General features: G+C 71.8%; 16 protein-coding genes. 11 read left to right on the top strand and 5 right to left on the bottom strand.

Annotated features, from left to right (window positions below; all coding sequences use genetic code 11):
- Window positions 1-56: 56 nt before the first annotated feature.
- Both FRADC12_RS09315 and greA read right to left on the bottom strand, forming a co-directional pair.
- Window positions 57-1,445, bottom strand: a complete 1,389-nt coding sequence (locus FRADC12_RS09315; RefSeq protein ID WP_045879310.1) for a magnesium chelatase ATPase subunit I — start codon at window positions 1,443-1,445, stop codon at window positions 57-59.
- Between the two features lie 431 nt (window positions 1,446-1,876).
- Window positions 1,877-2,359: a transcription elongation factor GreA gene (gene greA, locus FRADC12_RS09310; RefSeq protein WP_045876369.1), complete on the bottom strand. Its 483-nt coding sequence runs from the start codon at window positions 2,357-2,359 to the stop codon at window positions 1,877-1,879.
- 754 nt (window positions 2,360-3,113) lie between these two features.
- On the opposite strand from greA, the gene mca reads away from it, so the two are divergent.
- The 4 genes from mca to arfB all read left to right on the top strand — a co-directional run bounded on the left by mca (window position 3,114) and on the right by arfB (window position 8,894).
- Window positions 3,114-3,974: a mycothiol conjugate amidase Mca gene (gene mca, locus FRADC12_RS09305; RefSeq protein ID WP_045879309.1), complete on the top strand. Its 861-nt coding sequence runs from the start codon at window positions 3,114-3,116 to the stop codon at window positions 3,972-3,974.
- 138 nt (window positions 3,975-4,112) lie between these two features.
- Window positions 4,113-4,397, top strand: a complete 285-nt coding sequence (locus tag FRADC12_RS09300) for a hypothetical protein (RefSeq protein WP_045876368.1) — start codon at window positions 4,113-4,115, stop codon at window positions 4,395-4,397.
- A gap of 469 nt (window positions 4,398-4,866) precedes the next feature.
- Entirely contained in the window at window positions 4,867-7,881 is a 3,015-nt protein-coding gene (locus tag FRADC12_RS09295) for a leucine--tRNA ligase (protein WP_045879308.1), read from the top strand.
- 530 nt (window positions 7,882-8,411) lie between these two features.
- Window positions 8,412-8,894, top strand: coding sequence for an alternative ribosome rescue aminoacyl-tRNA hydrolase ArfB (arfB, locus tag FRADC12_RS09290; protein WP_084010539.1), 483 nt, complete (start codon window positions 8,412-8,414; stop codon window positions 8,892-8,894).
- 28 nt (window positions 8,895-8,922) lie between these two features.
- Here arfB and FRADC12_RS09285 read toward each other — a convergent pair whose 3' ends face one another.
- Window positions 8,923-9,228: a hypothetical protein gene (locus tag FRADC12_RS09285; protein ID WP_045876367.1), complete on the bottom strand. Its 306-nt coding sequence runs from the start codon at window positions 9,226-9,228 to the stop codon at window positions 8,923-8,925.
- 209 nt (window positions 9,229-9,437) lie between these two features.
- Here FRADC12_RS09285 and FRADC12_RS09280 point away from each other — a divergent pair, with 209 nt between their 5' ends.
- Window positions 9,438-9,734: a hypothetical protein gene (locus FRADC12_RS09280; protein ID WP_045876366.1), complete on the top strand. Its 297-nt coding sequence runs from the start codon at window positions 9,438-9,440 to the stop codon at window positions 9,732-9,734.
- An 865-nt stretch (window positions 9,735-10,599) separates the two neighbouring features.
- On the opposite strand, the gene FRADC12_RS09275 is transcribed toward FRADC12_RS09280, so the two are convergent.
- Entirely contained in the window at window positions 10,600-12,423 is a 1,824-nt protein-coding gene (locus FRADC12_RS09275; RefSeq protein WP_045876365.1) for a phosphoenolpyruvate carboxykinase (GTP), read from the bottom strand.
- A 484-nt stretch (window positions 12,424-12,907) separates the two neighbouring features.
- On the opposite strand from FRADC12_RS09275, the gene trhA reads away from it, so the two are divergent.
- From trhA to FRADC12_RS09245, 6 genes are all read left to right on the top strand, one after another.
- Window positions 12,908-13,525 carry a PAQR family membrane homeostasis protein TrhA gene (trhA, locus tag FRADC12_RS09270; RefSeq protein WP_045876364.1) on the top strand — a complete coding sequence of 206 codons (618 nt, stop codon included), beginning with the start codon at window positions 12,908-12,910 and terminating at the stop codon, window positions 13,523-13,525.
- A 158-nt stretch (window positions 13,526-13,683) separates the two neighbouring features.
- Window positions 13,684-15,714, top strand: coding sequence for a thioredoxin domain-containing protein (locus FRADC12_RS09265; RefSeq protein ID WP_045876363.1), 2,031 nt, complete (start codon window positions 13,684-13,686; stop codon window positions 15,712-15,714).
- Window positions 15,715-16,185: 471 nt separating this feature from the next.
- Window positions 16,186-17,478, top strand: coding sequence for an RNA 5'-3' helicase PhoH2 (phoH2, locus tag FRADC12_RS09260; RefSeq protein WP_045876362.1), 1,293 nt, complete (start codon window positions 16,186-16,188; stop codon window positions 17,476-17,478).
- A 134-nt stretch (window positions 17,479-17,612) separates the two neighbouring features.
- Complete coding sequence (gene msrA / locus FRADC12_RS09255; RefSeq protein WP_045876361.1) at window positions 17,613-18,272, top strand: peptide-methionine (S)-S-oxide reductase MsrA; 660 nt, start codon at window positions 17,613-17,615, stop codon at window positions 18,270-18,272.
- A 175-nt stretch (window positions 18,273-18,447) separates the two neighbouring features.
- Window positions 18,448-18,720 (top strand): class II aldolase/adducin family protein, encoded by a 273-nt coding sequence (locus FRADC12_RS09250; protein ID WP_045876360.1) that lies wholly within the window; start codon window positions 18,448-18,450, stop codon window positions 18,718-18,720.
- Window positions 18,721-19,014: 294 nt separating this feature from the next.
- Window positions 19,015-19,686, top strand: coding sequence for a hypothetical protein (locus FRADC12_RS09245; RefSeq protein WP_045876359.1), 672 nt, complete (start codon window positions 19,015-19,017; stop codon window positions 19,684-19,686).
- 90 nt (window positions 19,687-19,776) lie between these two features.
- Here the strand turns inward: FRADC12_RS09245 and FRADC12_RS09240 are convergent, their stop codons facing one another.
- Complete coding sequence (locus tag FRADC12_RS09240) at window positions 19,777-21,477, bottom strand: hypothetical protein (protein ID WP_232303691.1); 1,701 nt, start codon at window positions 21,475-21,477, stop codon at window positions 19,777-19,779.
- Between the last annotated feature and the right edge of the window lie 334 nt (window positions 21,478-21,811).

Here is a 21,811-nt window from a genome sequence, read left to right as displayed (position 1 = left end):
CCGGGCCTGGTCGATTTTGGCCAGCCCCGGGCCTTGCCGTTCTTGCCAGCCCCGGGCTAGCCGCCGTAGACGGTCCTGCCGGGCAGTTCTTCCTTCGCCAGCCGGCGGTTGAGGTGCAGGCCCTCCATCGCCAGCTCCAGCGCCGCGGCGGCCAGGCCCGGCGACTCCGCGCCGTCGACCCCGAGCTTGGTGAGCATCCCGGCGAGGCCGGGTACCGGGCCGACCCGGCGCAGCAGCTCGGCCGCGGTCACCAGGTCGCCGGTCTCGACCGGCCCTTCGGCGTCGAACCGCTTCTGCAGGCCGGCGAGATCGGTCCCGGCCAGTCTGGCCCGGTACGTCTCGGCGATCGCGCGGCGCAGCAGGTGGGTGAGGATCTCGTCCTCGCGGCCCTCCTCGAGTGCCTCGAACTCGACCTTTCCGCGCACCGCCGGGACGATCGAGGCCAGGTCGACGACGCGTGCCGTCGGCACGTCCTCACCGGTCAGCGCCGCCCGGCGGACCGCCGAGGCGGCCACCGTCTCTGCGGCGGCGACCGCGAGCCGGGCCGACACGCCCGAGCGCTGGTCGACCTGCGGCGCGTCGCGGACCAGCCGGGTGAACCGGGCGACGATCTCGACGAGGTGGTCGGGCAGGACCGGCGCGCCCAGCGGGGAGCCCGTCCAGGCCAGCACCGCCTCCTGCTTGATCAGCCGCAGCTCGTCGTCGAGGCGCAGCGGGTAGTGGGTGCGCACCTCGGCGCCGAACCGGTCCTTCAGCGGCGTGATGATCCGGCCCCGGTTGGTGTAGTCCTCCGGGTTCGCGGAAGCGACCAGCAGCAGGTCCAGCGGCAGCCGCAACAGGTAGCCGCGGACCTGGATGTCCCGTTCCTCCAGGACGTTGAGCAGTGCCACCTGGATCCGCTCGGCCAGGTCGGGCAGCTCGTTGACGCTGAAGACACCGCGGTTGCAGCGGGGGACCAGGCCGTAGTGAACGGTCTCCGGGTCGCCCAGGGTGCGGCCCTCGGCGACCTTGACCGGGTCGACGTCGCCGATGAGGTCGCCGACGGAGGTATCGGGGGTCGCGAGCTTCTCGCCGAACCGCTCGTCGCGGTGCCGCCAGACGACGGGCAACTGCTCGGCGAGCTCGGCTAGCAGCGCCCGGCAGCGGCCGCAGACGGGCGCGTACGGGTGGTCGTTGATCTCGCAGCCGGCGACGGCGGGCGACCACTCGTCGAGCAGGCCGACGAGGGTGCGGATCAGCCGGGTCTTGCCCTGGCCGCGTTCACCGAGGAAGACGATGTCGTGCCCGGCCAGCAGCGCGCGTTCGACCTGCGGCAGCACGGTGTCGTCGAAGCCGACGATCCCCGGGAACCGGTTCTCGCCGGCCGCCATCCGGGCCAGCAGGTTGTCGCGCAGCTCGGCGCGGACGGACCGGTGTACGTGACCGGACGCGCGCAGCTCTCGCAGGGTGGTCGCGGCTGGCTGACGCCCGGATAGATCGGCGACCGACGGCGCGACGACCTTCGTTGCCGCGCCGGCCGGCGACGCGGTGCCCGGCGACGCGGTGCCCGGCGACGCGGTGCCCGGCGGAGGGGTGGGACGGGGCGGGACCGGCAGATCTACCACTCCTCCGACGCTACCGCCCGCCTGCGCCCGGGCCGGCGTGGTTCGCAAAGTCGCCCCGGCTTGCCCACCACCACGACTCGCCCCGGCGCCCCGAAACCCCATCCCACACCAAAAGCGGGACGTCGCCGCCCAAATCAGGAAATCACCGCGAGATGTGCCCCACCTCGGCCCGCTCCGCCACCTGTCGGCGGAGGGTGAGCCGAGGACCACGACCGGCGGGCCAGGCCGCCGGGTCCTCGGCGTGCGCGCAGGACCTACCAGGTCTTCAGGACTTACAGGACGTATGGGGCGACGGAGACGATCTCCACCGAGGCGTTGCGCCCGTTCGGCAGCGTGTAGGTGACCTTCTCGCCGGCCTTGCGGCCGGTCACCGCGCCGCCGAGCGGGGAGGCGGGGGAGAAGACGTCGATGGGCGCGCTGTGGTCCTCACGCGAGCCGATCAGGAACTTCTCGGTCTCGCGCTCGCCCTGGAAGCGGACCTCGACGACCGTGCCGGGGCCGGCCACTCCGGTGCTGGCCGCGGCCTCGCCGACCTTGGCGTCCCGCAGCAGGTCCGCGAGCTGGCGAATGCGCGCCTCCTGCTTGCCCTGCTCCTCCTTGGCGGCGTGGTAGCCACCGTTCTCCTTGAGGTCACCCTCCTCCCGAGCGGCCTCGATCTTGTTGGCCAGCTCGGTCCGGCCGGTCGTCGTCAGGTAGTCGAGCTCGGAGCGAAGCCGGTCGTAAGCCTCCTGGGTGAGCCAGGTCTGCTGGGTCACGCGTCACGCTCCTCGTAGCAAAGCAAATAGTCAGGTTATCAGGAAGATCTAGAATCTCGAAGACGACACGCGGCGCCTGTGGCTGACGCGCGGTGCTCGCGGCCCCGCCGCTGTGGTCGCGGCGGTCACCGAGAGCCGCGCCGACCGCGATGACGCCGCGACCTCCCGGATCGACGACCCCGTCTCCGACCCGGCAGGACCCCGTCGGTCCCCTCCCCAGGTATGGGGGCGGTGACACTGACGGTCATGCGGCGCCTGCCCTGTGTGGCAGGGTGGCGGCGTCGCCGGTGCACCGCACCGTGACCCTGTCGGCTGGGACCTCCCGGTCCGTCGGCTGGCCTTCATGGCTCGCCGACCCACCTCACGGCCCCGCCGGGGACCTCACTGTCCAGGGACGCGTGCGCGGACGGTGCATTGTGGCACGGCGTTCGGTGACTTTTCCACATGGACCGTGAAGTCGGCCACATAGCCGGGGCTCGGCTGGCGTGACGGCCCGGCGGGAGGCCGTCCTCAAAGCAGGGTGATGCCCAGTCGAGCCGACATGACGTCAGCCACATCTTGCGGCATCGCCGCCGGGCCGTCCGCGCGCGGCGCCGGACTGTCCTACGGATCAGCCACAATGGTTTTCATGCCGGTGAACCCGGGGGCAGCTCCCTCCTATGCCAGCCTCGCTGACAGCGATTCCGTCGCCCGCCGCGCGACGGGTGGCGGTCTGGCCGCCTCGACGCACACGCCGGGCCACGGGCTGCGGCTGATGGCCGTGCACGCCCACCCCGATGACGAGTCCAGCAAGGGCGCCGCCAGCATGGCGCGTTACGTCACCGAGGGTGTCGAGGTTCTCGTCGTCACCTGCACGGGCGGCGAGGCCGGCAGCATCCTCAACCCGGCCATGGACAAACCGGAGATCCTCGACCGGATCACCGAGGTCCGCCGGGAGGAGATGGAGCGCGCCCGCGCGATCCTGGGCGTGCGGCAGACCTGGCTCGGCTTCCTCGACTCGGGGCTGCCCGAGGGTGACCCGTTGCCGCCACTGCCGGAGGGCTCGTTCGGCACCCTCGACCCCGAGGTCGCGGCCGGCCCGCTGGTCCGGCTGATCCGCGAGTTCCGCCCGCAGGTCATCACGACCTACGACGAGAACGGCGGCTACCCACACCCGGACCACATCATGACCCACAGGATCAGCGCGGTGGCGTTCGAGGCCGCCGGTGACCCGGAGCGCTTTCCGGAGCACGGCACCGAGGCGGGTCTCGAGCCCTGGCAGCCGCTGAAGCTCTACTACCACCTGACCTTCCACAAGGCGCGCATCCTGGCGCTGCACGACGCGATGAGGGCCCGGGGGCTGGAGTCGCCGTACGCCGAGCGGCTGGAGACCTGGATCGACCGGGCCGAGGACAGCAACCGGGTGACCACCCGGGTCGAGTGCGGGGCCTTCTTCGAGGTCCGTGACCGGGCGTTGCTGGCGCACGCGACCCAGGTCGACCCCAACGGCCCGTGGTTCCGCGTCCCGCTCGACCTGCAGCGCGAGGCCTGGTCGACGGAGGACTACCAGCTCGCCCGCTCCCTCATCGAGGTCGGGACCCTGCCCGAGAACGACCTCTTCGTCGGGATTCGGTGACGGCCGCGCTAACGCGATTCGGTACGGCCGCTTTGCCACGGTCTGGTACGGCCGCGTCGCCTGGTCCCAGGCGAACTGCCTGGTCCCAGGCGAACTGCCTGGGCCTGACCGCTGTCGGCCGTGGCGTAGGGTCGAAGCGTGAACGAGGTGCTTGCGGGGCCGGTGCTGGCGGCCAACGAGATGAGCGCGGGGACGGCCGGGCTGCTCACCGTCGTGCTGCTCTGCGTGGCGTCCGGCTTCATCTTCTACTTCATGTCCGGCAGCCTTAAGCGGATGCGGGGCCACGTCGAGGACGGCGACTTCGCGGCGGCCAACGCCCACCGCCTCGCCGCGACGGCGGGCGAGGGTGAGCCGGCCGAGGTCAGCCAGGCCCAGGCCGTCGCCATCCCGGCCCAGTCCGCCGGCACGCCACCGGACGCCTGACCGGCTGATCCGTCGGCACTGCCGTCTCGACAGGCGGCGGGCCGGACCCGGCTGGGTCTCGGGGGCTGGCCAGCGCGTCGGCCGTGGGGCAGCGCCAGCCGAACGCCTGGGCCGCGCCGGCGGGCCAGCGACGCCTCCCGACAAACGGAGCCCGTCCCGCGAGGCCGCGGCGCATCGACTGGATATTCGGTCGCACCGGTACCCTCGGGTCGGAGACGATCGACTCCGTCCGCGCTCGTGGCGGCCGGCACCGGCGACGGCAGGCACGCCACCGGTGGCCGTAGGTCGCCCGGGCGAGACGGCCGCCCCAGCTGGAGCGGCCCGACACCCGGCTGGCCCGACCTGGCGTGGATGGACGAGCCATGCGAGCCCTGGTCGCCGACCGCTGGTCGGCTCGCCGGGGCCCGTGAACCCTGCCCCGAGGTCGAGCCCGCCTCGACGACGGACCAGCCGAGTGGATGCGACGAAGATGACCGACAAGGCCCAGAGCGGCGCGGCCGAGGACGCGACGGCGCCGGCCCCAGCCGAGACCGAGCTGCCGTTCCGTTACGGCCCCCGGCTGGCCGCCGAGATCGAGAGCCGGTGGCAGAGCTGGTGGCGGGAGCGTGGAACGTTCGCGTCCCCGAACCCGATCGGCCCGCTGTCTGACGGGTTCGACGAGGTCAAGGGCCTGGACCCGTTCTTCGTGCTGGACATGTTCCCGTACCCGAGCGGTGCCGGCCTGCACGTCGGCCATCCATTGGGCTACATCGGCACCGACGTCTACGCGCGTTACCTGCGGATGACCGGCAGGCACGTGCTGCACAGCTTCGGTTACGACGCCTTCGGGCTGCCGGCCGAGCAGTACGCGATCAACACCGGCCAGCACCCGCGGGTGACCACCGAGGCCAACATCGCGAACATGCGGCGCCAGCTGGGCCGTCTGGGCCTGGGCCACGACACCCGTCGCGAGATCGCCACCACCGACGTCACGTACTACCGGTGGACACAGTGGATCTTCAAGAGGATCTTCGACAGCTGGTACGACGAGAAGCTGGACCGGGCACGCCCGATCGCCGAGCTGGTCGCCGAGTTCGAGGCCGGCACCCGGACGCCCGCCGGGACCCTGCCGTGGTCCGAGCTGGACGCGACCGAGCGGCGGAAGGCCGTCGACGGCTACCGGCTGGCCTACCTGGCCGAGGGGCTGGTCAACTGGTGCCCCGGCCTGGGCACCGTGCTGGCGAACGAGGAGGTCACCGCCGACGGCCGCAGCGACATCGGCAACTATCCGGTGTTCCGCCGCCCGCTGCGCCAGTGGACGCTGCGGATCACCGCCTACGCCGAGCGGCTGATGGCCGACCTGGACCTGGTCGACTGGCCCGACTCGATCAAGCAGATGCAGCGCAACTGGATCGGTCCCTCCGACGGCGCCCACGTCACGTTCGCGGCCTCGACCGGAGATCCCGCCGGGCCGCCCAGGCCCGCGCTGGCCCTGGATGTCTACACGACCCGGCCGGACACGCTGCCCGGCGCGACGTTCATGGTGCTGGCACCGGAGCACCCGCTGGTCGGCTCGCTGACCGCGCCGCAATGGCCCGCGGGCACCCCGGCGGAGTGGACCTTCCTGGAGGGCCGCCCGGGTGGCACCGCCCCGGACGGGCCGGCCGGGATCCCGGCCGACTGGACACCGGCCGCCGCAGTCGCCGCCTACCAGGAGTTCGCCGGCAAGCGCAGCGACCGCCAGCGCGGCGAGGAGGTCGACCGGACCGGCGTCTTCACCGGCGCCTACGCCCGCAACCCGATCACCGGCAGGCACATCCCGATCTTCCTGGCCGACTACGTGCTGCTGGGTTACGGCACCGGCGCCGTCATGGCCGTCCCCGCGCACGACCAGCGCGACTTCTCCTTCGCCCGCGAGTTCGGCCTGCCGACCCCGCCGGTGCTGGCGCCGAGCGACGACTTCCTGGCCGAGCACGGGCTGTCGTCGAACGACTCAGTCGACGTCTGGCCGGTCGCCTTCTCCGGGGAGGGCGAGTACCTGCCCGCGCCGCCCGGAGCGCCGGCGCTGACCGGCCTGTCGAAGGCCGGCGCCGTGAAGGCCACCGTCTCCTGGCTGGAGGCGGCCGGCAACGGCAGGGCCGCCCGTTCCTACCGGCTGCGCGACTGGCTGTTCTCTCGGCAGCGCTACTGGGGCGAGCCTTTCCCGATCGTCTACGACGAGACCGGCCTGCCGATCGCCGTGCCCGACGAGCTGCTGCCCGTCCAGCTGCCCGAGATGACGGACTTCCGCCCGGCCCCGACGGCGGAGGACGACACCTCCGACCCGGTACCGCCGCTGGCCCGCGCGTCCGGCTGGGCCACGGTCACCCTGGACCTGGGCGACGGCCCGAGGCAGTACCGGCGCGAGACGAACACGATGCCCCAGTGGGCCGGCTCCTGCTGGTACTACCTGCGCTACCTGGACCCGACGAACGCCGAGCGGTTCGTCGACCCGGAGATCGAGCGCTACTGGATGCCGTCCATCTCCGGCCCGGACGGTGACGGCGGCGTCGACCTGTACGTCGGCGGCGTCGAGCACGCCGTGCTGCACCTGCTGTACGCCCGGTTCTGGCACAAGGTCCTGTATGACCTGGGCCTGGTGTCGACGAAGGAGCCGTTCAAGCGGCTGTTCAACCAGGGCTACATCCAGGCCGACGCGTTCCTGGACGCCCGGGGCATGTACGTCCCGGCGGTGGAGGTCACCGCCGACGCCGACGGCACGCTGCGCTTCGAGGGCGAGCCCGTCTCCCGCCGCTCCGGCAAGATGGGCAAGAGCCTGAAGAACAGCGTCACCCCTGACGAGATGTACGACGCCTACGGCGCCGACACGCTGCGCGTCTACGAGATGGCGATGGGCCCGCTGGATGCCGACCGGCCCTGGCGCACCGACGACATCGTCGGCCCGCACCGGTTCCTGCAGCGCCTGTGGCGCAACCTGGTCGACGAGGCGACCGGGCAGCCTCAGGTCGCCGACGCGGAGCTGGACGAGGAGGCGACCCGCACCCTGCACCGGACGATCCTGGCGGTGCGGGCCGACTACGCCGGGATGCGGTTCAACACCGCCGTGGCCAGGCTGATCGAGCTGACCAATTTCGTCAGCAAGCACTACTCGTCCGACGCGAAGCGGCCGCCGCGGGCGCTGGCCGAGGCGATGGTGCTGATGCTGGCGCCGCTGGCCCCGCACATCACCGAGGAACTGTGGACCCGGCTGGGCCACGACGGATCGCTGATCCGCGAGCCGTTCCCGGTCGGCGACGAGGCGCTGGCCGCCGAGTCGACGGTGACGCTGCCGGTCCAGGTCAACGGCAAGGTCCGCTTCACCCTGTCCGTCCCCGTCGGAGCCGCCGAGGGCGAGGTCAAGGCAGCCCTGACGGCGCACGAGGACTACGCGAAGCACACCGACGGCAAGACGGTCAAGCGCCTAATCGTCGTCCCGGGCCGCATCGTCAACATCGCCGTCGCCTGAGGCATCGGCCAGAGGCGGCGCCTCGCGCCTCTGGCCGACCGCCGGGGTCGGGCGCTGGGCGCCCTCCCCCATCCGTTCCGGCCGATCCCAGGCGCCGACTTGCCTGCGCAGACGCCGATCAACCGGCTGGCTGGGCAAGCTGCCACGCCTTGATCGAGAACTGCGCAGGGAAAAAGTAGACAAATTGGGGTATGCAACGCCGTTCTGCCTGCGCAACGGGTGATCAAGGTGTCCCGATGGGGCGTGAGGCTTTCTTGATCACTGGCTGCGCAGGGGAATTTGTGACCCGTTGGGGGGGTGGGGTGGCAGCTGGGTGTGGGGATGAGGGCGGGCTTGCTGCGGGGGCCGACCTGGTTCGCGGGCAGCGCGGAACTACGGCGTGGATGCTGATCCAGGGTCGGGAACTGGGTTGCGTGTCGTCGTCGGTGGCCCCGCGCTCGCGCTGCCGGCGGGGGCCGCGGCATGATCGCCGCGCGTGATGCGCGGTCTATCCGGTTTCGGTCGCGCGGTGTCGATGGCACCATGGGCTCGTGCCTGATGAAGCGAGCCCGCGGACGACCCGGGAGACGGCCTCCCGGGAGGCTGCGTCCCGGCAGGTCCGGCCGGGTTTCTCGCTGCCCGACGGTGAGCTGCGGTGGCGGTTCTCCCGGTCGTCGGGTCCGGGTGGGCAGGGCGTGAACACCGCCGACAGCCGGGTCGAGCTCCGTTTCGACCTCGCTCGTTCACCCGCGGTCCCCGAGCAGCTGCGGGCCCGGGCGCTGGCCCGTCTCGATGGCCGTCTGGTGGACGGGGTTCTCGTCGTCACCGCGTCCGAGCAGCGGGCCCAGCTGCGCAATCGGGAGGCGGCACTCGGCCGCCTCGTCGACCTGCTGCGCGAGGCGACCGCCCCGCCACCCCGCAGCCGACGCCCGACCAAGCCGTCCAGAGGCTCCGTCGAGCGCCGGCTCGCCGCCAAACGCCAGCGCGCGGACACCAAGCGCACCCGCCGCGCCGGCAACCCCGACTCCGACTGACCGCGCGGGGGCCAGCCGTCGCCCGCGCTCAGGCCGGCGTGGGAATTGCGGTGAGAACGCCCGCCGCGCAGGTCGGGTCCGCCTGCGTAGCGTCGGCGGCGATCAGCCCGCGATCGAACTCGTCCCCGTCGAGGCAGAAGCCCGAGCCACCCGGGCTCGAGACGTACGGCCCGCTCTCCCCGTCCGCGACGTCCCGCGGGTGGTGGAAGGTGTAGTTCTGCACGAACTGGCGGACGACGACGCGTACGTCGCCATCCCGCCGCAGCTCATAGACGACGGCTAGGTTCGCCTTCACTTGAAGCGTCTCGCGCCCCTCGTAGGGGTTCCGCGTCAAAGGTGATCGTGGAAGCGATGGGGACTCTCGGGTCGGCGAGGGACACGCCCGGCGCGAGCATCGTGAACATCGTCGAGTTCCTCCGCCCGGTCGGGATCCCCGCGATCCAGTCCCGGATGTCCGCGGCTGAACCCGGTGAGAGGAGCTGGTAGTAGTCGGCCGGGTCACCCGCGAGCGTCCGGCTGTCCAGCAGGGCGACGAGCAACTGCTTGGACACGTCCAGGGCGCCGCTGACCTGGACGGTGCTGAACCTGCCGGCCGGCGCCGCCGCCGGCAGCGTGATTCCGTCCGCGCCGACGCCGTATCTCGTCAGGTCCAGGCTCTGGAACGGATCGGTCGGCCCGGGTGTGACGGTCGACGCGGCCGCCGCCTCGGGCAGGGTGGCCTTCGGCTGGCTCGCGGCCGTCGGCTGGTCGCCGGCGTCGTGCAGTCCCTCGACGAAGCCCCCAGCGGAACGCTCCGAGCAGCGCGCCGACCATCGCGAAGACCAGGATGTTTCCCACTGAAAGACCGGCCAGCACGAGCCGTCGGGGGGTCGTCTCGGCGAGCGGCGCCGGCCGCCTGGGACCGGCGCCGGGTGCCAGGGGTGTCGGCCCGCCGGCCGGCCATCCGGTGGCGTTCGGCGGCGATGCCTGACCGGATCCCGTCGGCCCGGCGCCGGTGGGGACCACCTGCGCGACCTCGGTTTCGGCTCCGGCGACGGGCGGCCTCCCGGTTGCGGGCTGGCCCTCAGGGACGGGCCAGGCCGGATCGACGGGGGCGGCCGGCACCGAGGCCGAGCCTGGTAGGTCCGGCTTGACGAGCCCGAGCCCGAGCCCGGGCGCCGCGACAGGACGCGACGGCTTGGCCCCGTCGCCCGCTCGCGTCGGGCCGGGATCCGGTGTCGCCCAGCGGGCTACCAGGTCGGCCGCGGTCGACGGTCCGGCAGGCACCGGACTGGCGGCTGCGGGCGCGTTGGACGGCTCCGGCTGTGTGGGCGTGGACGGCGCCGAAGGGCCGTCCGTGGCTGGCGACCGCGGCCCGGCCGCGACATCGGCGGCCGATGTCGGAGGTGCTGGCTGTTTGTTCGGTTCGGCGCTCACTTGGAATCTCTCGACTCGTGGGGAGCGCAATTATGGGTACCCGGACTATTCGCGCATCCTGGGTGAGCTCAGGCGCGACACTTCGCGGAGGTCCTGCCCGCAAGCGGCGCCTCGACGTGTGCCCGCCACCCGGCTGGGCTGGCGGCCGCAGAGCCGCGGGTGTCCGTTTCGTGATCTCCCAGTCAAAAGAGGTGTTGACTATCTTGTGCCCCGCAACGAGATCGCCCCCGCAGGCTGGGCCGGCGGGGGCGATCGTCGCGCGTGCGTCAGGTGTGGTGACGCGGGTGGGCTAGCCGTTCAGGCGCTCGACGAGGGCCTGGTGCTCGGACCAGAGCTCCGCCGGGAGATGGTCGCCGAAGGTCTGGTAGTGCTGGGGAATCAGGTCGGCCTCCTGCTTCCAGACCTCCGTGTCGAGGGTCAGCAGGGTGGTCAGGTCGGCCTCGTCGATGTCCAGGCCATCGGTGTCGAACGCCTCGAGGGTCGGGTGCACGCCCAGCGGCGACTCGACGCCGTCCGCCTCACCCTCGAGCCGGCCGACGATCCAGGCGAGGACCCTGCTGTTCTCGCCGTAGCCCGGCCACAGGAACTTGCCCTCGGGGCTCTTGCGGAACCAGTTCACGTAGTAGATCCGCGGGAGCTTCGAGGCGTCGGCCTTCTGGCCGGTGGCCAGCCAGTGACCCATGTAGTCCGCCATGTTGTAGCCGCAGAACGGCAGCATGGCGAACGGGTCGCGCCGGAGCTGGCCGATCGCGCCGGCCTGGGCGGCCGTCGTCTCCGAGGCGACGATGGAGCCGTAGAAGACTCCGCGCTGCCAGTCGGGGGCCTCGGTGACCAGGGGCACCGCGGTCGCCCGGCGGCCACCGAAGAGGATCGCCGAGATCGGCACGCCGCGCGGGTCCTCCCACTCGGCCGCGATCGTCGGGCACTGGCCGGCGGGGACGGTGAACCGGGCGTTCGGGTGGGCGGCCGGGCTCGTCGCCTCCGGCGTCCAGGACTCGCCCTTCCAGTCGGTCAGGTGGGCCGGCTTGTCCTTCGTGAAGCCTTCCCACCAGATGTCGCCGTCGTCCGTCATCGCGACGTTCGTGTAGATGGCGTTGGCGTAGAGGGTCTCGACCGCGTTCGGGTTGGTGTCCGCCCCGGTGCCCGGTGCGACGCCGAAGAAGCCGGCCTCCGGGTTGACGGCGTACAGCCGGCCATCCTCGCCGAAGCGCATCCAGCAGATGTCGTCCCCGACCGTCTCGGCCTTCCACCCGGGGATGGTCGGGATGAGCATGGCGAGGTTGGTCTTGCCGCAGGCCGATGGGAAGGCGGCCGCAATGTAGTGGACCGCGCCCGTCGGGGCGGTCAGCTTGAGGATCAGCATGTGCTCGGCGAGCCAGCCCTCGTCCCGGGCCATGACCGACGCGATCCGCAGGGCGTAGCACTTCTTGCCGAGCAGGGCGTTGCCGCCGTAGCCCGAACCGAACGACCAGATCTCTCGAGTCTCCGGGTAGTGGACGATGTACTTCGTGTCGTTGCAGGGCCACGCCACGTCGTCCTGGCCCGGCTCCAGTGGGGCACCCAGCGAGTGCACCGCCGGCACGAAGAAGCCGTCCTCGCCGAGCTGCTCGAGGGCCGGCGCGCCCATGCGGGTCATCGTCCGCATCGAGATCGCGACGTACGGCGAGTCGGTGATCTCGACGCCGAGCGCCGAGATACGCGACCCGAGCGGGCCCATGCAGAACGGAACGACGTACATCGTCCGGCCACGCATACATCCGCTGAACAGGCCGTTGAGCGTTACGCGCATTTCTGCCGGCTCGACCCAGTTGTTTGTCGGGCCGGCGTCCTCACGCTTGGCGGAACAGATGTAGGTGCGGTCCTCCACACGGGCGACATCGCTCGGGTCGGAGAGCGCCAGGAAGCTGTTGGGACGTTTTTCCTCGTTCAGTTTCACCAACGTCCCGCGCTCGATGAGAAGATTGGTGAGCCGATCGAATTCTTGGGTGGAGCCATCGCACCACTCCACCTTGTCCGGCTGAGTGAGTTCGGCGATCTCGCGCACCCAGGCGAGCAGCCTGGCGTGCTTGGTCGGGGCGGCATCCAGCCCGGGAATCTGTGCCGCGGTCGTCACAGCTCACACCTCCGGTCGCGTCGAACCTGCCGCGTTCTCGCCTCGGTATACAGGTGCAGCTTGCGTGTAGCTTGCGCACCCGAACGCCCCCGTGTACAGGTGGTCACAATCCACCGGTGAGCCGGCGCTGACCGCCAGTGCTGTGTCCGCCAGTACGGCGCCAGTACAACAGTGTCCGCTCGTACAAGGGGTACGTTCGAGGCCGCGTTCAGGATCATTAGACTGTACCGCTCTTTCCGTGCGCAGTCGCGCGGTACAGTGGGGCGGAAACGTTGGTTCCATCACGCATCGGGATCGTTCGGACCCGCTGGCACGCCGGGGCGTGCGACGCTCCGGAGGGCCGCGCGGTTATCGTTCTGACGTGGTCACTCACGGAGCGACGCAACCCCACGCCGCCGGTCCGCAACCGGACTCTGGCGACAACCGCCCTGATGGCGACACAGCCGACAGCCGAGCCCACCCGCGTGACCTGGTGCGACCACGCATGCGGGGATGGCTACATGCCGGAGCTTTTCCGGTAAGTGTGGCACTTGGCGTGGTGGCTGTGGCGCTGCCGACGACACTCGGGGCCCGGCTCGCCGTCGGGGTTTACGCGATCAGTATTACGGCACTCTTCGGGACTAGCGCCCTCTACCACCGGACCCTGTGGTCCACCGCCCGGGCGCGGGCGCTGATGAAGCGCCTCGACCATTCGATGATCTTCGTTTTCATCGCCGGCACCTACACCCCCTTCGCGCTGCTGGCGATGCCGCGCCACATCGCCCAGCCGGTCCTGATCGTGGTCTGGAGCGGGGCCGCGCTCGGCGTGCTGCTGCGGATGCTGTGGCTGCACTCGCCGCGGTATCTGTTCGTACCGTTGTACATCGCGCTCGGCTGGGTGGGGGTGTTCGTCTTCCCGGAGGTCGCCCACACCGCCGGGGTCGCGACGCTGACGCTGCTGCTCGCCGGCGGCGTCTGCTACAGCGTCGGCGCGATCGTCTACGCCATGCGCCGGCCCGACCCCGCGCCCCGGGTCTTCGGCTACCACGAGGTGTTCCACGCGTTCACGCTCATCGCCGCCTGCTGCCACTACATCGCGCTGATGCTCGCCGTCTACCGCTGACCTCGGCGACCGCCGTGTGACGTCCCGCTGCCGCCGGGGCCAGGAGCCGCGCGGGTACCGGACGGGGCTGGCTGCCGGGCGCCGCCGGCGGGAGGCTTCGGCCGCCCCATAGCGTCAAAGGACGCGGACCGGCTTTGTGACACGAGAAGGAGTGCCCCGTGGCGAACAGGCTGGCCGACCAGACCTCCCCATACCTGCTCCAGCACGCCGACAACCCCGTCGACTGGTGGCCGTGGGAGCCGGCGGCGTTCGCCGAGGCGACCCGCCGCGGCGTCCCGGTGCTGCTCTCGGTGGGGTACGCGTCCTGCCACTGGTGCCACGTCATGGCCCACGAGTCGTTCGAGGACGAGGCCACCGCGGCCTTCATGAACCAGCATTTCGTCAACATCAAGGTCGACCGGGAGGAGCGCCCGGACGTCGACGCCGTCTACATGGACGTCACCGTCGCGCTCACCGGGCACGGCGGCTGGCCCATGACCGTCTTCCTCACTCCGGCCGGCGAGCCGTTCTTCGCTGGGACGTACTTCCCACCCCAGGGCCGCCCGGGCATGCCGGGCTTCGGTCAGGTGCTCGCGGCGCTGTCGGAGGCCTGGGTCACCCGCCGGGAGGAGATCGAGTCCTCCGGCGCGGACATCGCCCGCAAGCTCGCCGAGGCCGCCGAGACGCCCGCCGGTGGGCGCGCGGCAGGCACCCGGCTCGACGCCGACCTGCTGGACCGCGCCGTCGACCAGCTCGCCGGCCGGTTCGACCCGCGTAACGGCGGCTTCGGCGCGGCGCCGAAGTTCCCGCCGTCGATGGTCGCCGAGCTGCTGCTGCGTCACCACGCCCGGTCCGGCGACGCCCGGGCACTGGACCTCGTCGCGCTCACCTGCGAACGGATGGCCCGCGGCGGCATCTACGACCAGCTGGCCGGCGGTTTCGCCCGGTACAGCGTCGACGCGACGTGGACCGTCCCGCACTTCGAGAAGATGCTCTACGACAACGCGCAGCTGCTGCGCGTCTACCTGCACCTGTGGCGGGCCACGGGCAGCGGGCTCGTGGCCCGGGTGGTGCGCGAGACGGCCGAGTTCCTGCTGGCGGACCTGCGCACGGCCGAGGGCGGGTTCGCCTCGGCTCTCGACGCCGACGCGGTGCCCCAGGAAGCCCCCGACGGCCCCGGCGACGAGCACGCGAGCCATCCGGCCGAGGGCGCCAGCTATGTGTGGACCCCGGCCCAGCTGGCCGCGGTCCTCACGCCGGACGACGCCGCCTGGGCCGCCGAGCTGTTCGCCGTCACCCCGGCTGGGACGTTCGAGCACGGCTCGTCGGTGCTCCAGCTCCCCACCGACCCGGCCGACCCGGCGCGGTTGGCCCGGGTCCGCGACGAGCTTGCCGCGGCCCGGGCGCTGCGTCCACAGCCAGCTCGCGACGACAAGGTCGTCGCGAGCTGGAATGGCCTCGCGATCGCGGCACTCGCCGAGGCGGGCGCCCTGTTCGAGGAGCCGGCCTGGGTCGAGGCGGCCGAGCGGGCCGCCGGCCTGCTGCGCGACGTGCACCTGGTCGACGGGCGGCTGCGCCGGACCAGCCGCCATGGCAAGGCCGGCCCGAACGCTGGGGTGCTGGACGACTACGGCAACGTCGCCGAGGGCCTGCTCGCGCTCTACCAGGTGACCGGCGGGCTGGCGTGGCTTGAGCTGGCTAGGGAGCTGCTCGATGTCGCCCGCGCCCGTTTCCGTGCCCCCGACGGGGGTTTCTACGACACCGCTGACGACGCGGAGACGCTCCTGCGTCGGCCCCGGGAGATCTCCGACTCGCCGACGCCGTCCGGCCAGTCGGCGTTCGCCGGTGCGCTGCTGACCTACGCCGCGCTGACCGGCTCGGCCGATCACCGTGAGGACGCGGAGGCCACGGTCGGCCTGCTCGCCGCGCTGCTGGCGCGGGACGCGTCCTTCGCCGGCTATGCCGGAGCCGTCGCCGAGGCACTGCTCGCCGGCCCGGCCGAGGTCGCGGTCGTCGGCCGGCCCGACCTGGAGCGGCTCGCCCGGTTGGGCACCGCCCCGGGCGCGGTCGTGGTGACGGCCGGCCCGCTCACCGACCACCGGCCGGAACCCGGCGTCTACGTCTGCCAGCACTTCGTCTGCGAGCGGCCGGCGCGTACCGAGGACGAGGTCCGCCGCTTGCTGGGTGTCAAGCTCTCCGCTGGAGCCTGATCGCTGGGCGTGATCGCGCCCACCGCCCCGCCGGGTCCGGAGGCCGGCCCGGTGGTGTCGCTGCTGGTCCCCGCGTGAGCGCGCCGCGATCTCTGCGTGATCGTCGGGTGGCGGAACTCACGGTGACGATCGCGCGGTCGACCTGCTCGGCTGGCGGCCAGCCCCACGACGGGTGCGTTCACTACGGCTGCGTACCGTGACAATCTGGGTCCGAAGCGGGCCGGACGGGGGCCTGGTGCCTATCCCGGTCACGGAAGGCGTTGACGTACGTTCGCCACGTGTTCGGTGAAGTGGGTCGCCAACCCACCTACCTGCGGCTACCGTGATGCCTCGACGTCTCAAATCGTGGTCCGGCGTAGGGCTGGACCGCTGGGAGGCCCCTCGGTGCCGCTTTCGCGACAACGCCAGGAGGCCGGGACCCGGCCCCTGTGGGGCCATGTCCCGGACAACTCCGAGTAAGCGGGTGGGCGTGTGCCACGAACGCATGTCGTCGACACAAGCGTGCTGCTGTCTGACCCTCGCGCGCTGCTGCGATTCGCGGAGCACAACGTCGTGCTCCCCCTGGTTGTAATAGGGGAGCTGGAGGCAAAGAGAAACCACCCCGAGCTGGGCTGGTTCGCCCGGGAGGCCCTGCGCATCCTGGACGACCTGCGCATCCGGCACGGGCGTCTCGATCAGCCGCTGCCGCTGGAAGGCGGCGGAACTCTGCGGGTGGAACTGAACCACACCGACCCGACGGTGCTGCCACCGGGGTTCCGAGTCGGCGACAACGACTCCCGGATCCTGTCCGTCGCGCTCAACCTCGCGGCTGAGGGCGACGACGTGGTCCTGGTCACCAAGGACATGCCGCTGCGGGTGAAGGCCTCCGTGGTCGGCCTGCAGGCCGAGGAGTACCGGGCGCTGCAGCCCGTGGACACCGGCTGGGGCGGCATGGCGGAGCTCGGCGTGCGCCAGGAGGAGCTCGACAGGCTGTACGCCGGCGAGCACCTCATGCTCGCGGAAGCGGCCGAGCTGCCGTGCCACACGGGCCTTGTGCTGACGTCGTCCGGCGGCAGCGCCTCAGCGCTCGGCCGGATCTGCGCGGACAAGACGGTCCGGCTGGTACGCGGCGACCGGGAGGCCTTCGGGCTGCACGGCCGCAGCGCCGAGCAGCGGGTCGCGCTTGACCTGCTGGCCGACCCGGAGATCGGGATCGTCTCGCTCGGTGGCCGGGCCGGCACCGGAAAGTCGGCGCTGGCGCTGTGTGCGGGCCTGGAGGCGGTGATGGAGCGCCGGGCGCACCGCAAGGTCGTGGTCTTCCGCCCGCTCTACGCCGTCGGCGGCCAGGACCTCGGCTACCTGCCCGGCAGCGAGAACGAGAAGATGGCGCCCTGGGCGCAGGCTGTCTACGACACGCTGGGCGCGCTGGTCTCCGAGGACGTCATCGACCACGTCGCCGAGCGGGGGATGCTGGAGGTCCTGCCACTGACGCACATCCGCGGCCGGTCGCTGCACGACTCCTTCGTGATCGTCGACGAGGCGCAGTCGCTGGAACGCGGCGTACTGCTGACCGTGCTGTCCCGGCTCGGTGCCGGGTCGCGGGTGGTGCTCACGCATGACGTGGCGCAGCGGGACAACCTGCGGGTCGGCCGGCATGACGGCGTCGCGTCGGTGATCGAGACGCTCAAGGGCCACCCGCTGTTCGCGCACATCACCCTCACCCGATCCGAGCGGTCCCCGATCGCGGCCCTGGTGACGACGATGCTGGAGGACCTCGTCCTTTAGGCGAGGGGCACGCGTCCAAGGGGTGGTCCGTTTCCTTTCCGAGGGAACGGACCACCCCTTCGCGCTGTTGTGCGGGGTGGATCTCGCCCTTGACATTCTGGCCGGGGGCGGGCCGGCTACCGGAGGTGGTTCACATGCTGTTCGGACGGCGCGCGGCGACCATGGTCACAGCCGAGCAGGCGCTGCCCGGGCACGAGCGGCGGCTCTACGGCGTACCGGAGCGGCACGCGGTGCTCGGCACTCCGATCGAGGGCCCGTTCCCCGCGGGCCTGGCGGTCGCCCTGTTCGGCCTCGGCTGTTTCTGGGGCGCGGAGCGCAAGTTCTGGGAGACCCCGGGCGTCTACTCCACCGCCGTCGGCTACGCCGGCGGCTTCTCGCCGAACCCCACCTACGAGGAGACCTGCTCCGGCCTCACCGGGCACACCGAGGCCGTCCAGGTCGTCTACGACCCGAGCCAGGTCTCCTACGACAAGCTGCTGTCGGTCTTCTGGGAGTCCCACGACCCGACCCAGGGGATGCGCCAGGGCAACGACGTCGGCAGCCAGTACCGCTCGGCGATCTACACCTGCTCCGACGAGCAGGCCGCCGCGGCCGCGCGTAGCCGCGAGGCCTACCAGCAGCGGCTGACGGCCGCCGGCCACGGCGAGATCACCACCGAGCTCGCGCCCGCCGGCCCGTTCTACTACGCCGAGGACTACCACCAGCAGTACCTGCACAAGGTCCCGAACGGCTACTGCGGCCTCGGCGGCACGGGTGTCAGCTGCCCGGTCGGCCTCGCGGCGGCCGAGGGCTGAACGGGCAGCGAGCCAGCCGAGCCTGACCTGACCGACGGCCGGGGGTTGCCTGAGGTCGTCACAGCGACCTCGAACAACCCGTAGTAAGAGCTCGCCAGTGCGTTCGTCGGGGTCGGTGAGGGCGGCCAGCACCGTGGCCTGGCGGTGCGAATCATGAGATCATGGCTAGCTTGCCGTGGAAGATCAGAGCCACAAGGCCGTCATCCTGGCCAACCACGGCATGCTGACCGTCGCGGACAGCGTCGACGCGGCGGCGTACTGGTTCATCGCGGCGGAGCGGTCGGCGCAGGTGCAGCTGCTGGCGAAGGCGGCGGGAACCGTCACTCACATCCCGCACGATGAGGCCAAGCTGACCTGCCAGCTCAACGGCAACCCGCTGACCGGCTGGCTGAACTTCCAGCCGCTCTACGACCGGATCGTCCGCCGGGAGCCTGACCTGCTCGACTGAGCGACCGCACGCGCGGCCCTCGCCGGGGAGGGCCGCGAGGTGGCCAGATGGCATCTCTTCCCCTACGTCAGACCACCGGAGCCCACGAACCCTGGAACGGTGAGAAAACTCCGGGCCGCGAAGGGGACGAAACACCGCTGGTTGGGACAACGTGATTCCGAAGCTGTGCGTCTGTCCTTGTGGCGGCCCCCTGGGCCGGGGGCGGCGCGATCGATGACCTGATCGCGCCCGCCGCCCGGGGCTGGCCCCCGGCCGACGCGGAGAAGGACACGACAGAGAGCCAGGGGAGCCGGGGTGGCGGGTCGGGGCAAGGAGTATCGGACCTGGGAGGAGCTCAGTGGCTCCGAACGGCGTCGCGGGCTGGTGATCCTCGGGGGCGCCGGGGTGATCGTGGTCGGCGCGGTGGTCTGGGTGTTCGGGCCGACCGGTGGTGGGAGCCCGGACGGTGCCCCGCGGCCAGTGCTGGCCGCCGGCGTCGCGGGCGCGCCCGTCGCCGCGGGCTCGCAACCGGCAGCTGTCACGACGTCGCCGGTGCCGGACCTCACCGGCTTCTACGCGGCGATCGCCGGTCCGCGTGGGGACGTCACGTCCGCGGAGGCCGCCGTCCGCAAGGCGATCGCCGATCTCGACGGGATGGCGCTGCAGCCGGCCTGCGTGCTGCTGGACTCACGGGCTGTAGACGCGCAGCACGTCGGCGACGTACCGGACGGCGATGTCGGCCAGGCGTGGACGAAGGGCCTGGCCGACTACCAGCAGGCGGCGCGCTGGTGCGCCCAGCTGTTCGACGGGACGCAGGTCGCCCCTGAGACGCTGCGGTCGAACACGAGCAGCTCCCTCGACTCGGCCGACACCGCCTGGGCGTCGGTGCGGCCCGCCACGGCGGCTACCGTCGAGGTGGCGCAGGCCGGCACGATCGCCGCGGGCGCGGGTCCGGCGGGCCTCGCCGTCGCGAGCCCGGCTGGCTGACACGCCCCGCTCGACCAAGAAGACCTCCGCGACGGGCCGCCCGGCTGGCCGCGCGACTCCAGGGCCGGCCAGCCCGCCTCCCCTGCCACGTCAGGACGTAGGCGTCGACTCCGGCTTGGCGGTGACGGAGGCCTTCGGCGTGGCCGCGGGGGTCGTGGCCGGCGCCGTCGTCGAGCCGCCGAACGGGTTGCGCAGGCTCGGGCCGATGGTGATCCCGGGCACCAGCGCCGTCTCGCTGGCCGACGGCACCGCTCCCGTGCCGCCGGTGGCCGTGGCGGAGGTGCTCGGCCGGATGATCGGGCCGTTCGCGCGGTCGAGCAGGACCACTGCCGGGTTCGCCGACGTCAGGGTCGCCTGCGTCGGGCTGAACAGGAACGAGGCCTGCGGCAGGTAGTCGGCGTCGAGGAAGAACGCCCGCTCGATCGACTCGATCTGCACCTTCGCCTTGGTGTCCCGGCCCGCGCCGACCACCCGGACCGCCCGGATCTGCTCGATGTCATCCGCGACGGTGCCCGGCGGCAGTTCGATCGCGGTCGCGGCCGGCTCGTCGCGGCGCAGTGACCACTTGGCGACCCCGAGGTCGGACCGGTAGATCGTCGGGTCGCCGGCAAGCTTGATCCCGATCGTCACCCCGACCCAGGCGTTGTCCGTGTTGGGCGTAGCGCCCTGGGTCGACTTGCGCAGCACCAGGTAGAGGTAGGAACGCGGGTCGCCGGCGGACCTGGTCGGATTGGCGGACGGGTCGTCCAGCGGGTCCTCGGCGGTCTTGCCCTCGCGGATCAGCTCCTGCGACATCATCCAGTACGTCCACGGATTGTCATCCATGATCCGCTCCGGAGCCTCGTTCTCCGGGTCGATGTTGTCCAGCGCGGACAGTGTGTAGCGCATCTGGCCGTCGGTCTTCCCGCACACGTCGTTCGTCAGGCCACAGGTCTGGATCACCGGGTGGGTGCCCTCGTAGCCGCCCGTGTACGGCACGGTCGAGCCGTCCTGGCCGCGCACCATGGCGCTGCCGGGGACGGCCTTGCCGCCACCGTCGACCTCGACCTGGTACGCCCAGTTGATCTCGGCGCTGCGGCCCCACTGGGCCAGCATCTCCGGCACCGACGGGGCGCCGTCCTCGTTCGAGTAGACGACGGAGTAGCGCAGGATCGTGTTGCCGGGCGTCGTCGCCGGCGTCTCGGTGTGGAAGGCGACCATCGGCGTGTCGGTGACAGCGGTCTGGAACGGCCCGTTGATATCGGCCGTCGCGCCCTGGCCGCTGCGGCCGTAGACGATCGGCGCGAACTGCGAGGCGGCGTAGCCGTCGTCGGTCGCGGCCAGCGTGCTGAACTTCAGGTCGGTGACGTTCGCGGTCTTGGTGCCGCTGGGCGAGCGGTCGTCGTCGAACTTCACCTGCAGGTTGTGGCTGCCCGCCGTCAGGTCGCCCAGGTCGATGCTGCGCGAGACGGCGAACGTCGTCGCGATGACCACGTCAGACGTGTACTTGCCGTCGACGGAGAGCGACAGGACCGCGGACTCGCTGCCCATCGTCCCCCAGGACGCCTCCGGCGAGGCGGTCTTCATGGTCAGGATGACGTCGCCGCCGGCCGAGCTGAACGGGACCGACGTCTGCTGGCCGCGGGTGACGGACACTCCGACCGGCCCGGCCGGCTTCCCCTTGTGGCCGCCGCAGGCGGCGACGGTGAGCGTCAGCGCGCCGATCGCGAGCCCCGCGCCCAGGTGCCGAAAGGTGGCCCGGGCCCGGGGGGCCAGCCGGCCCGTACCGCTCGCCTTCGATGTGCCGGTCACTCGTTCCGCCTTTCGCCTCCGTGCCCTGTGCGCACCGCGTTCCATGCCTACGCTCCGGGCGCTCCCTGGTGCGCGCCGGGGCGCTTCCGGCCGGCGCGACGGGTGCCCGGCACGCCTCGGGCTTCGGTGCCCGTGCGGACCGCGTCTGGGGGTGCTTCGGGTCTGCCTCCCCCGCACCTCATCCTGGACTGTCCGGATCGGGCGCCTTCAGCCGGCTCCTGGTCTACTGTTCGGTCGGTCTCGAATGCCTCGCCGAGAGGCCGCGGGTGGCCGCGAGGCCCGAATGGCCTGGTGGCCTGTCGTACCAGGACTGGCGCGCTGGGTCCCGGCCCGC

It is taken from the genome of Pseudofrankia sp. DC12, assembly GCF_000966285.1.
In the GTDB taxonomy this organism is placed as follows: domain Bacteria; phylum Actinomycetota; class Actinomycetes; order Frankiales; family Frankiaceae; genus Pseudofrankia.
Note: the sequence above shows the minus strand (reverse complement) of the source record. Positions and strands in the feature narration are given on the sequence as shown.